This window comes from Alloalcanivorax xenomutans, from assembly GCF_032810065.1.
GTDB classification, from domain to species: domain Bacteria; phylum Pseudomonadota; class Gammaproteobacteria; order Pseudomonadales; family Alcanivoracaceae; genus Alloalcanivorax; species Alloalcanivorax xenomutans.
Genome location: NZ_CP136538.1, coordinates 1,057,144 through 1,068,684, shown reverse-complemented (window position 1 = coordinate 1,068,684; position 11,541 = coordinate 1,057,144). Strand labels below are relative to the sequence as shown.

10 protein-coding genes are annotated in these 11,541 nt (G+C 63.1%); 6 read left to right on the top strand and 4 right to left on the bottom strand.

Features of this window, described 5'->3' with window-relative positions; all coding sequences use genetic code 11:
- Positions 1–17: 17 nt before the first annotated feature.
- The 5 genes from purD to coq7 all read left to right on the top strand — a co-directional run bounded on the left by purD (position 18) and on the right by coq7 (position 6,992).
- On the top strand, positions 18–1,304 hold the full coding sequence (gene purD, locus RYH70_RS04975) for a phosphoribosylamine--glycine ligase (protein WP_026949657.1): 1,287 nt from the start codon (positions 18–20) through the stop codon (positions 1,302–1,304).
- A 76-nt stretch (positions 1,305–1,380) separates the two neighbouring features.
- Positions 1,381–2,130, top strand: coding sequence for a TSUP family transporter (locus RYH70_RS04970; RefSeq protein WP_116027714.1), 750 nt, complete (start codon positions 1,381–1,383; stop codon positions 2,128–2,130).
- A 244-nt stretch (positions 2,131–2,374) separates the two neighbouring features.
- On the top strand, positions 2,375–3,433 hold the full coding sequence (locus RYH70_RS04965) for a cyclic nucleotide-binding domain-containing protein (RefSeq protein WP_026949656.1): 1,059 nt from the start codon (positions 2,375–2,377) through the stop codon (positions 3,431–3,433).
- On the top strand, positions 3,399–6,188 hold the full coding sequence (locus tag RYH70_RS04960; RefSeq protein ID WP_022994116.1) for a hybrid sensor histidine kinase/response regulator: 2,790 nt from the start codon (positions 3,399–3,401) through the stop codon (positions 6,186–6,188). The genes RYH70_RS04965 and RYH70_RS04960 overlap by 35 nt, the downstream gene beginning before the upstream one ends.
- Before the next feature lie 135 nt (positions 6,189–6,323).
- Complete coding sequence (gene coq7 / locus RYH70_RS04955) at positions 6,324–6,992, top strand: 2-polyprenyl-3-methyl-6-methoxy-1,4-benzoquinone monooxygenase (protein WP_449355846.1); 669 nt, start codon at positions 6,324–6,326, stop codon at positions 6,990–6,992.
- A 148-nt stretch (positions 6,993–7,140) separates the two neighbouring features.
- Here the strand turns inward: coq7 and speD are convergent, their stop codons facing one another.
- Both speD and RYH70_RS04945 read right to left on the bottom strand, forming a co-directional pair.
- Positions 7,141–7,944: an adenosylmethionine decarboxylase gene (gene speD, locus RYH70_RS04950; protein WP_014993368.1), complete on the bottom strand. Its 804-nt coding sequence runs from the start codon at positions 7,942–7,944 to the stop codon at positions 7,141–7,143.
- Between the two features lie 142 nt (positions 7,945–8,086).
- Entirely contained in the window at positions 8,087–8,506 is a 420-nt protein-coding gene (locus RYH70_RS04945; protein ID WP_014993367.1) for an OsmC family protein, read from the bottom strand.
- Between the two features lie 271 nt (positions 8,507–8,777).
- Between RYH70_RS04945 and crp the strand changes: the two genes are divergently transcribed.
- Positions 8,778–9,407, top strand: coding sequence for a cAMP-activated global transcriptional regulator CRP (gene crp, locus RYH70_RS04940; RefSeq protein ID WP_014993366.1), 630 nt, complete (start codon positions 8,778–8,780; stop codon positions 9,405–9,407).
- A gap of 158 nt (positions 9,408–9,565) precedes the next feature.
- Here crp and trpC read toward each other — a convergent pair whose 3' ends face one another.
- Together trpC and trpD are read right to left on the bottom strand one after the other, a co-directional pair.
- Positions 9,566–10,360, bottom strand: a complete 795-nt coding sequence (gene trpC / locus RYH70_RS04935; RefSeq protein WP_022994119.1) for an indole-3-glycerol phosphate synthase TrpC — start codon at positions 10,358–10,360, stop codon at positions 9,566–9,568.
- Positions 10,361–10,497: 137 nt separating this feature from the next.
- The gene (gene trpD, locus RYH70_RS04930) at positions 10,498–11,541 is read right to left on the bottom strand and encodes an anthranilate phosphoribosyltransferase (protein WP_055099689.1); all 1,044 of its coding nucleotides are present in this window, start codon (positions 11,539–11,541) and stop codon (positions 10,498–10,500) included.

Sequence of the window (11,541 nt, the reverse complement as noted above, 5' to 3'; positions counted from 1 at the left end):
GCAACGGAGACACACGGATGAAAGTTCTGATCATCGGTTCCGGCGGCCGTGAACACGCCCTGGCCTGGAAAGTGGCCCAGGCGGAGCACGTGGAAAAAGTGCTGGTGGCGCCGGGCAATGCCGGCACCGCCCGCGAAGCCAAGCTGGAAAACGTGGCGGTGGACGTGCTTGATCTGCCGGCCCTGGCTGACCTGGCCGAGCGCGAGCAGGTGGCTCTGACCATCGTCGGTCCGGAAGCACCGCTGGTGGCGGGCGTGGTGGATTACTTCCAGGAACGCGGCCTGCGCTGCTTCGGCCCGAGCAAGGCCGCCGCCCAATTGGAAGGCTCCAAGGCTTTCACCAAGGATTTTCTCGCCCGCCATCGGATCCCCACCGCCGCTTACGGCAACTTCACTGATGTGGACGAAGCCCTGACCTACGTTCGTGAACAGGGCGCGCCAATCGTGATCAAGGCCGACGGCCTGGCCGCCGGCAAAGGCGTGATCGTCGCCATGACGCTGCAAGAGGCGGAAGACGCGGTGCGCGACATGCTCGCCGGCAACCGTTTCGGAGACGCCGGCCACCGCGTGGTGGTGGAAGAGTTTCTCGACGGCGAGGAAGCCAGCTTCATCGTCATGGCCGACGGTGAGCACATCCTGCCGATGGCCACCAGCCAGGACCACAAACGGGTGGGCGACGGCGACACCGGCCCCAATACCGGCGGCATGGGCGCTTATTCGCCGGCGCCAGTGGTCAGCGACGCCGTGCACCAGCGCATCATGGATCAGGTGATCCGCCCCACCGTGGCCGGCATGGCCGCGGAAGGCATGCCCTATACCGGTTTCCTGTACGCGGGTCTGATGATCGACGCCACCGGCCAGCCCAAGGTGATCGAGTACAACTGCCGTTTCGGTGACCCGGAAACCCAGCCGATCATGCTGCGTCTGCAATCGGACCTGGCCGGGCTCTGCCAGGCGGCCCTGGATCGCCGCCTGGACCAGGTGGAAGCCCAATGGGATCCACGCCCGGCACTGGGTGTGGTGCTGGCCGCCGGTGGCTACCCGGATGACTACGGCAAAGGGGATGCCATCGAAGGGCTGGAGCAGGCCGATTCCGATCTGGTGAAAGTGTTCCACGCCGGCACCCGCGAGCAGGACGGCCAGGTGGTCACCAACGGCGGCCGGGTACTCTGTGTCACCGCCCTCGGTGACAGCGTCGCCGACGCGCAACGCAACGCTTACCAGGGCGTTGCCAGGATTTCCTGGAAAGACGCCTACCACCGTACCGATATCGGCTATCGCGCCGTGGCCCGGGAACAGAACTAGGGTGAACAGGCCCTAGCCTCCGTGCCGATTACCCCGGCGGCCTGACCGGCCGCCGTCAGCCCACGCAGGGAGTTCCATGCCTGAATCGCTGCCGCTGTTTCTGCTGGCCGTTGCCATCGGCACCTATATTCAGGCTGTCACCGGTTTCGCCCTTGGCATCTTTTTGCTGGCCGCCGTGACCCTGCTCCATCTTGGTTCCATCCCCGCCACGGCGACGGCCCTGAACATCATGAACCTGGCCCTTGGCGCGGTGGTGGTGGTTCCCCAGCTGAGAAAGGCGGATGGCCGTATCGTCGCACAGAGCCTGATCGGACTGGTGCCGGCCATGGTCATCGGTGTACTGCTGCTCAGCTATCTCAACAGCAATGCCCAGAACCTGCTCAAGGCCCTGCTCGGCGCCGTCATCATCGCCGCCGGCCTGGTACTGGTCTGCCGCCCCGATCCACTGCCCCGGCGTTCCTCGCCGGCCACCTTTGTCGGCACCGGCTTCCTGGGCGGGTTCTTTGGCGGCCTGTTCAGCGTCAGCGGTCCGCCCATCGTCTATCAGCTCTATCGGCAGCCGATCCCGGTCCAGACCATCCGTATCACCCTGCTGACCCTGTTCTCACTGGCTTCGCTGGGGCGCCTGGTGGTGGTCGGACTGCACGGTGATCTGACCCTGGATGTGGTCAAAATCGGGCTGCTGTCGCTGCCGGTGGTGGCGGCGATGGCCTGGGTCGGCAACCGCTTCCCGCCGCCGGTCAGCGAGCGCACCTTGCGGCGCGGCATCTTCGCCCTGCTGATGCTTTCCGGCGGCGGCACCTTGCTGATGGCACTGACCGCCTGACCTACAGCGACTTTGTAGCGACCGCTGGGCTTTGATTTGGCGTGCCGCCCCTCCCTCTGGCGGGACTCTTATCACAAAACCGCGGCCCGCCGGGCAGCACGGCGGGAAAACGCTTGGAGTAGCCGCTATCATCAGCCCAAACGCGACGTTTCGGGACCGAGAGTCTCATCACAACCATAATGATCGCCGCCCGATAAGGGTGCCCGGCTTCTTTTGATGCCGTGCGTTTGTTCAGGGGGAAAGTATGTCCATCACCACGCCGGATCCGTCCCGGCTCGCCGAGTTTATTCCGTTCGACAGTCTCAGCCACACTCACCTGCACGCCATCCAGGGCCAGTTGGAAGCGCTGAATCTGCCACCCGGCCGGATGGTGTTCAAACGGGGCCAGCACAGTGACAAGGCCTACTTTCTGGTGGACGGTGAGCTGGATCTGATCGATGCCGGCTTCAGCGTGCGGCCCTTCTCCGCCACCGACGACGAGAATTACCTTGCCCTGGACAACTACGCGCCCCATACCGTCAACGCCATTACCCGCACCGACGCCACCCTGTACACCCTGGATCGGGACAAGCTGGACTTATTGATGGCCTGGACCGGCGCGGTTGATCTGCTGCCGCCGCCAGGGCAGGACGAGCAAAGGGACTGGACCGACGCGCTGCTGGCTTCCGGCCTGTTCGCCCGCATCGCGCCAGCGAAACTGCATACGCTGTTCATGAAGTTCCAGCCCCGGGAAGTGGAAATGGGCACCACCGTGGTCCGCGAAGGAGACAGCGGAGACACCTTCTATGTGCTCAAACAGGGCCAGGCCATGGTCACCCGCGGCCAGGGGCGCGGCGCCAATACCCTGGCCACCCTGGGCCCGGGCCGCTTTTTCGGCGAAGATGCTCTGATCAGCGATCAGCCGCGCAACGCCACCGTTACCATGACCAGCGATGGCGTGCTGATGTGCCTGGGGCAGGATGATTTCCAGGAAATTCTGCAAGCCTCGGTGATCCGCCATCTGAATGAGGCTACTCTCAACGACATGGTTCGCGACGGCGATCACGCCTGTATTTTGCTCGATGTGCGGCTGGCGGCGGAGTTCCGGCACGACCGGACTCCCGGGGCCCGCAACATTCCATTGGGCGAATTGAGACAAAAAGCCCCCGCCCTGGAGCGGGATTTCACTTATATACTGTGTTCCGCCGGTCGACGCAGCGAGTTGGGAGCCTATATCCTTTCCGAAGCCGGCCTGGAAGCGTATGTGCTGGATCGGGAAACGACGACGGATGATGCCACCAAGGACGTTTTGGCCACGGAATAACACACCAGCGCGATGGCTGCCGCTGATATTCGGCCTGCTCTGGCTGGTCGCCGGTCGCGCCTGGGCGGCTCCCCCGCCGCCGTTCGTGGTCAACAGCGAGCCGGACAACGCCCGCATCACCATCTATTCCGAGTACCTGCCCGACCCGGACAACCACTATTCCCTGGAGGATGTGGTCAGCGGCGGCCTGGACCACCGGTTCCAACCGGCCTCCCGTTTCGTTGAGCGGCTCGGGCTGAGCAACCACGACTGGTGGATCCGCGTTTCCATCCACAATGAGCTGTCCGACCAGCAGCGTTTCGCGCTGGTGATGGCGCCCCGCGCCTACCAGGACAGCCAGTTCTACCTTCCCGATGGCCCACCCGGTACCACCCGTTATCGTACGCCACTGCCGGATGAGTCCTTTGTCCACCGCTACCCGATCCAGGTGCTCGATCTGCCGCTGGGCCAGCCCCAGGTGTTCTACTGGCGGGTAAATCCTCATGGTGAGCTGGTCTATTCATTGACGCTCACCACCATGCAGAAAGCGCTCGGCGACAACCCACTGTACGGCGTCTACTGGCTGCTGATCGGCATGTTGCTGGCCATGTCCCTGTACCATCTGGCCCTGGCCTTGATGCGCTCCGCCGCCAGCCATGGTTACCACGCCCTGTTCGGTTTCTGTGTCGTCGGCCTGATCGTCATCGGCAGCGGCTTTCTGGGCCATCTGGACGATCTCAGCAGTTGGGATCATCCGCTGCGCCTGACCCTGCTTTCCGGCGCTCTGTTCGCCGCCTGCGGCGCCGGGCGCACCTTTGTCGACAGCCGCCAGCATAGCCCGGCGCTGCATTACATTCTGCTGGTGCTGGGCGCGTTGGCCCTGGTTCAGATCCCATTGCTATTGATTCTGCCGTCACCGGCGGCCATGGGACTGTGCTGCATACTGGTGCTGCTCACCGCGCCCTGTTTAATCGCGCTGGGCTATCAGGCCTGGCATCGGGAAGTGCCGGCCGGAGCCCTGTTCTTCTTCACCAGCATCCTGGTCGGCGTTCCGGTGGCCATTCTCTGCCTGGTTACCCTGGGGCTGCTGCACACCGGCCTGGACGTGCCCCTGACGCTGCTTTTGGTATTCACCGTGGCGGGCACCTTGCAAACCGCCGGTCTGCGCCTGCAGCATCAGCGCCGCCAAAGACTCAAGGCGGAACAACTGCGCAATCAGGCCGTCGCCGAGACCGTCGAGACCACCCGGCGCGAAACCCTGGCGCGCATGGGCCATGACGCCCGCACCCCGCTCAGCGGCATCCTCGGCATGGCCGAATTGCTCGACGATACCCCGCTGACACCGAACCAGAAGGAGTGCGTCAGCGCCATTCACAATGCGGGCGAAAGCCTGTTGAAGATCATCAACGATGTGCTGGAGTACTCCCAGCTGTCGACCTCCGGCGCCGAAATCAGCCATGAAGCCCTGGATGTCCACGAGCTGCTGGTGGACGCCGTGGACCTGTTCCGCGAGCGGGCCGAGGAAAAGCAGGTGGAACTGATCACCCACGTGCACACCAATGTGCCGGCGCGCATGGAGGGGGACCCCGGGCGCCTGCGTCAGGTGCTGACCAACCTGATCGGCGCCTTCATCCGCCAGGCCCAGCACGGCGAGTTGATCATCGATGTGTCGCTGGAACCCACCGGCCAGGCCGGTCAGGTGCGCTTTGAATTCTCCGGTACCGCTCTGCGTGCCGGCACCCTGCATGATCTACGGGAAAACGGCGCCCGCCAGGACAGCAGCACGCTGAATCTGGCCATCGCCGAACAGCTGGTGGAAGCCATGAGTGGCCGCTGTGGACACCGCGACGGGCACAACCAGGAACCGGCCTATTGGTTCATCGTGCCGTTGTCGGCGCTGGATGATCCGGCACCGGACAATCCGGCGGACCGGGTGCCCCTGCTGGGCCGCAGCATGCTGGTGGTGGATGACTCCACCACCGTGACCCGGGTAATCCGCCATCTGGCCCTGAGCTGGGGCATGCGCGTCACCGCCAGCAACGATCCGCGCGAAGCGCTGGCCTCGTTACGTACCCAGGCCAATATCAATGAGCCCTACGATGTGGTGCTGCTCGACCACCAGATGCCGGGCATGACCGGGGTGCAGCTGGCGGCGCGGATCCACGAGGATCCGGTCATCACCCACTCACCGGTGCTGATCATGCTCACCGGTATCAGCAGCTCCCCCACCGATGTGGACGCGCGTAACGTCAGTATTCATCGGGTGCTGACCAAACCGGTGTCGGCGCCGCGCCTCAAACAGGTACTGAGTGAGGAGTTGGGCCTGCAGCGCCCGTCGGCGCCCCGCCAACGCAGCGAAAGCCCGGACCCCGGATTGCAGGTACTGGTGGTCGAGGACCACAAGCTGAGCCAGAAAGTCATCCGCGGCATGCTCAACAAACTGGGCATTACTCCGGAACTGGCCGCCAACGGCCTGGAAGCCCTCCACCGTGCCACCCAGAAGCGTTATGACCTGATCCTGATGGATTGCGAGATGCCGGAGATGGACGGGTTCGAGGCCACCCGGCGGATCCGTGCCCACGAGCGGGAAAACGGCCTGGTGGCGGTCCCCATCGTCGCCCTCACCGCCCATATCCTGCGCGAGCACCGGGAGCGCAGCCTGGCCTCCGGCATGAACGCCCACATTCCCAAACCGGTGGAACTCAATGTGCTTCGTGACGTGCTGATCCGCTTTACCCGGCGCGGCCAGGTCGAGGAATCCGGTGAAGAAACCTGACCCGCGCGAGGCGCGCCGCCGCGACGATGGCGAGCGTTGCCTGCTACACTATCGGCCCGGCCATGCCACCGTCCGCCACGGACATCGGCATGGCCGGCTTACCATCCGCCCCGTGAGCATCGTGGAGAAGTCGTGATGACGGGTCGTCACCTGACGCCAGTGGACCAATTGCTTAGCCGCGTGGACAACGCGCTGCGCACCCTCACTCCCGGGTCCACCCGGGCCTCCCGGCAGCCCGCCGCCCAGCCCGGCGGTGACGAAGCCGCCATCAAGGACCCGAGCGCCGCCCTGGACGCCCGGCAGCGGCGCCATATCGCCGGCCTGATGCGTATCAACCACACCGGTGAGGTCTGTGCCCAGGCGCTGTATCAGGGCCAGGCCAGCACCGCCACCTTGCCCCACGTGCGCCATGCCATGGAGGAAGCCGCCCGGGAGGAGGAAGATCATCTGGCCTGGTGCGAGGACCGTATCCGCGAACTGGGCAGCGTGCCCAGCCGTCTGAATCCGCTGTTCTACGCCATGAGCTACACTCTCGGCGCCGGCGCCGGGCTAGCCGGAGACCGCTGGAGCCTGGGCTTTGTCTCGGAAACCGAGCATCAGGTGGTGCGCCATCTGGAGCGCCACCTGTCCGAACTGCCCGCCGCCGATCACCGCACCCGTGCCATCCTTGAACAGATGCGCGAAGACGAGCTGAAACACGCCGTCACAGCCGAAGACGCCGGCGGCGCTCCCCTCCCCTCCCCGATCCGCCGTGCCATGACCCTGATGAGCAAGGTGATGACGCTCACCACCTACAGGATCTAGTGAACAGTGAATAGTTAACAGTGAATAGCGCGCGGATGAATTTCTCCGTACGCTGCAACGAAAGAGGCCGCGTCCAGGTGTTGGGCGCGGCCTCTTTATCTTTTGATTTTCGCTGTTAACTGTTAATTGTTAACTCTTCACTGCTTTTTTACATGTTCCGGCTGTAGAAAATCTCCAGCATCTCGGTCTGCAGGCGTTCCTTGATTTCCACCAGTTCGGCGTCGTCGAATTCGTCGCTGCCGGCGCCGAACAGGTAGTTTTCGATGTCGAAGTCCTTGAGCAGCATCTTGGTGTGGAAGATGTTCTCCTGGTACACGTTGACATCGATCATCTGGTAGGCGTTCTGGGTGTCCTCGACCAGGAAGTTCTGGATCGAGGTGATGTCGTGATCGATGTAGTGCTTGGTGCCGTCCAGATCCCGGGTCATGCCGCGGACCCGATAGTCGATGGTGACGATATCGGAGTCGAAGCTGTGAATCAGGTAGTTCAGCGCCCGCAGCGGCGAGATCACGCCACAGGTGGACACATCCACATCCACCCGGAAAGTGGAGATACCGTTGTCCGGATGGGATTCCGGATAGGTGTGGACAGTCACATGGCTCTTGTCCAGGTGCGCCACCACCGTGTCCGGCAGCGGCCCGGGCGCTTCTTCGTCCCAGTCAGTACCGCTCGGCGGGGTTTCGTGTTCCGCGATCAGCATGGTCACACTGGCGCCCTGCGGATCGTAGTCCTGGCGGGCCACGTTGAGGACGTTGGCGCCAATGATGCGCGTCACGTTGGTGAGGATTTCAGTCAACCGCTCCGCGTTGTAGAGCTCATCGATGTACTCGATGTACTCCTTGCGGTGCTGCTCGGTCTTCGCGTAGGCGATGTCGAAAATATTGAAGCTGAGCGACTTGGTCAGGTTGTTGAAACCGTGCACCGAAATCTTGGGATTGGGATCTTTTACCACCGCATTTCCCCGTTGGCGGTCGTCACCGCCCGTGGTTAACTCACTCAACCCCGGATACGGCTGACCGCACCGGGAATCCGCAGGTTTTTGGCGCCGGCCCAGGCCCGCCCGGCGCCTCGTCGCCTTGGCGAAGGGTATCCGCTCAGGCTTCGATGGTATAGCTGTGGGTGACCTCCACACCACCACGGGTGAGCATGATCGACGCGGAGCAGTATTTCTCCGCCGACAATGACACCGCCCGCTTCACCTGCGCCTCCTTGAGATCCTCGCCGGATACCACGAAGTGCAAATGAATTTTGGTGAATACGGCGGGGACTTCATCCTCCGCCCGCTCCGCGCTCAGCTCACAGCGGCAGCCTGTCACGTTCTGACGGGATTTACGCAGAATATGCACCACATCGAACGCGGAACAACCGCCAACGCTCATCAGCAGGGTTTCCATCGGGCGCGCACCGCGATTCTGGCCGCCATGATCGGGCGGACCGTCCATAAGGATGGTGTGACCGGAACCGGATTCCGCCTGAAAACAGGCTTCGCCCTGCCATTCAACCACAGCTTTCATCACCTACTCCTGCTCGGCACCGGAGCGGCCCGCCGGGCCCGCCCCCAAATGGGCGCGCAGATTACCACAGAGCGACCCCGCGACCATACCCTTAGAGCCTGCTCATGGTCTCCACGCCACCCTGTTTACCACCTCCGCCCGCCCCCAACAGCGGACCGGCGTCACCCCTTCGAGCTCTCGCGGGCTCCTACCCTTGGCAGCGATGTGAAAAACAGGCAATATCCTTGAGCTTAATCGGCTAAGACATTCTTCTGGCTTAAGCAGAGACCCCATGAGCGACGGCAACAAGATTATTCCCAATCTGGACCACTTTCTGGCCAACTGCCACCGTCGGCGGTATCCGGCGAAGAGCACCATTATTTACGCTGGCGATGAGTCCGACGCCCTTTATTACATTCTCCGTGGCTCGGTCACGGTGATGATCGAGGACGACGACGGTCGCGAAATGATCATGGCGTATCTCAACGAAGGTGACTTCTTCGGTGAAATGGGCCTGTTCGAGAGCGACCCTTCCCGTTCCGCCTGGGTGAAAGCGAAAACCGAGTGCGAAGTGGCCGAGGTGAGCTACGCCAAATTCCGTCAGTTGACCCGGGAAGACGCCGACATTCTGTTCGCCGTATCGGCGCAACTGGCCGGCCGTCTGCGCGCCACCACCCGCAAGGTGGGCGACCTGGCGTTCCTTGACGTCACCGGCCGGGTCGCCGGCACCCTGCTGGACCTGTGCAAGCAGCCCGACGCCATGACCCATCCCGATGGTATGCAGATCAAGGTCACCCGCCAGGAGATCGGCCGGATCGTCGGCTGCTCCCGCGAGATGGTCGGCCGGGTCCTGAAGAATCTGGAAGAACAGGGCCTGGTGTCCGTGAAGGGCAAGACCATGGTGGTGTATGGCACGCGCTGATGAAGGCAGCGAATAGTTAATAGGGAACAGTGAATAGCTCGCGGATAAAGCGCCGCGGACACTGAAAGCCAAGAGGCCGCGTCCAGAAGTTGGAGCGGCCTCTTGGCTTTTTCTTTGCTTTTGATTTTCGCTGCTAACTATTCACTGTTCACTATTAACTAGAAAAACAGCTTTTTCAGCGCCGCGCCGGGGTCTTCCTCGCGCATGAAGGCCTCGCCGACCAGGAAACCGTGGATTCCGTTGTCACGCATCAGGCGCACGTCGGCGCGGGTGTGGATGCCGCTCTCGGTGACCACAAGGTGATCGGCGGGTACTTGCGGAGCCAGTTCCAGAGTGGTGTCCAGACGGGTTTCGAAGGTGCGCAGGTCGCGGTTGTTGATGCCGACCACTTCCACGTTCAGCTTCATCGCCCGCTCCAGCTCCTCACCGGAGTGCACTTCCACCAGCACATCACAGCCGGCCTGCTGGGCGGCGTGGTAGAGCTCATCCATCTGAGCATCGGACAGTGCCGCCACGATCAGAAGAATGGCGTCCGCCCCCATGGCCCGGGTTTCGAACACCTGCCAGGGGTCAACAATGAAATCCTTGCGCAGTACCGGCAACGACACCGCGTTACGGGCGGCGCGCAGATAGTCCTCATGCCCCTGGAAGAACTCCTGATCGGTGAGCACGGACAGGCAGGCGGCGCCATTTTCCTCATAGCGCCGGGCGATATCCACCGGATCGAAGTCCTCACGAATGACCCCTTTGCTGGGGGAGGCTTTCTTGATTTCCGCGATCACCGCCGGTTTGCCCTCGGCCACGCGATCATACAGCTTGCGATGGAAACCTCTCGCCCGACGCTGATTCTCCGCCAGCGCCCGCAAATCCCCCATGCTGTAACGGCGTTTGCCGTCGGCGATCTCCTGCTCTTTACGTTCGATGATGCGATCAAGAATGGTGCCGTTGCTCATGGCCGCTCCTGGCTGTCTGAGCGGGCCGTGCGCCGGCCCGCTTTCTTTATCGAGGGTGGTCAAGCCACTCCCATTAGAACGCTCCCGGCGGGGGATGTTCAAAGGGCTTATGTTAAATCCTGTCCAACCCGCCGCTCTCAATCCGCCGCTTTCAAGGCACGGCAAAACTGGGCCAGTTCCCGCATGCGCTCGGCGGCTTCACCGTTATGAATCAAATCATCCGCCATCCGCACACCTTCCGCCAGTGTGCGGGTCACCCCGGACACATAGATCGCCGCGCCGGCGTTCAGGGCCACCATGTCCGCGGCCTTGGCCGACACCGGCCCGGTGCGCTTGCCGAACGCATCCCGGATCAGCGCCAGCGACGCCTCGGGATCGGTCACGTCCAGCCCCACCAGGGAATCGGACTCGATGCCCACGTCTTCCGGTGTGATCTGGAACTCCCGTACTTCACCATCCCGGAATTCCGCCACATGCGTGCGCCCCGCCAGAGTGATCTCGTCCAGGCCATCATGGCCATGCACCACCATCACGTGCTCCGCGCCCAGGCGTCCCATGACTTCGGCCATGGGCCGGCAAAGCCGGTCGGAGAAGACGCCGACCACCAGCCTCTGGACGGAGGCGGGATTGGTCATCGGGCCGAGAATATTGAACAGTGTGCGCATGCCCAGCTCCTTGCGCGGGCCGATGGCGTATTTCATGGCGCTGTGATGGCCGGGAGCGAACATGAACCCCACTCCCACCGCGTCCACGCACTGGGCCACCTGCTCCGGGGTCAGGTCAAGATCGATACCGGCGGCCTCCAGCAAGTCCGCGGAGCCGCTTTTGGAACTGACCGAGCGGCCACCGTGCTTGGCCACCCGGCAGCCGGCGGCGGCGGCGACGAAGGCGCTGGCGGAGGATACATTGAACAGATTGGCACCATCACCACCGGTACCGACGATATCCACCAGATGGCGGCGGTTCTCGATGGTCACCGGTTTCACCAGCTCGCGCATCACCATGGCGGCACCGGTGATCTCGTCCAGGGATTCGCTCTTCATCCGCAACCCCACCAGGAAACCGCCGATCTGAGCGTCGGTGGCACCGCCGGTCATGATCTGGCGCATTACTTCCCGCATTTCCTCGGTGGACAGATCGATATGCTCCACCACCCGCGCCAGCGCGTCCTGAATGTTCAT

What these genes read in the sequence shown, in the direction of transcription:
- trpC (WP_022994119.1), bottom strand. Translation starts at nt 10,360, where the DNA reads ATGAGCAACGGCACCATTCTTGATCGCATCATCGAACGTAAAGAGCAG.
- crp (WP_014993366.1), top strand. Translation starts at nt 8,778, where the DNA reads ATGAGCGACGGCAACAAGATTATTCCCAATCTGGACCACTTTCTGGCC.
- purD (WP_026949657.1), top strand. Translation starts at nt 18, where the DNA reads ATGAAAGTTCTGATCATCGGTTCCGGCGGCCGTGAACACGCCCTGGCC.
- trpD (WP_055099689.1), bottom strand. Translation starts at nt 11,541, where the DNA reads ATGAACATTCAGGACGCGCTGGCGCGGGTGGTGGAGCATATCGATCTG.
- coq7 (WP_449355846.1), top strand. Translation starts at nt 6,324, where the DNA reads ATGACGGGTCGTCACCTGACGCCAGTGGACCAATTGCTTAGCCGCGTG.
- RYH70_RS04965 (WP_026949656.1), top strand. Translation starts at nt 2,375, where the DNA reads ATGTCCATCACCACGCCGGATCCGTCCCGGCTCGCCGAGTTTATTCCG.
- RYH70_RS04970 (WP_116027714.1), top strand. Translation starts at nt 1,381, where the DNA reads ATGCCTGAATCGCTGCCGCTGTTTCTGCTGGCCGTTGCCATCGGCACC.
- RYH70_RS04945 (WP_014993367.1), bottom strand. Translation starts at nt 8,506, where the DNA reads ATGAAAGCTGTGGTTGAATGGCAGGGCGAAGCCTGTTTTCAGGCGGAA.
- RYH70_RS04960 (WP_022994116.1), top strand. Translation starts at nt 3,399, where the DNA reads ATGATGCCACCAAGGACGTTTTGGCCACGGAATAACACACCAGCGCGA.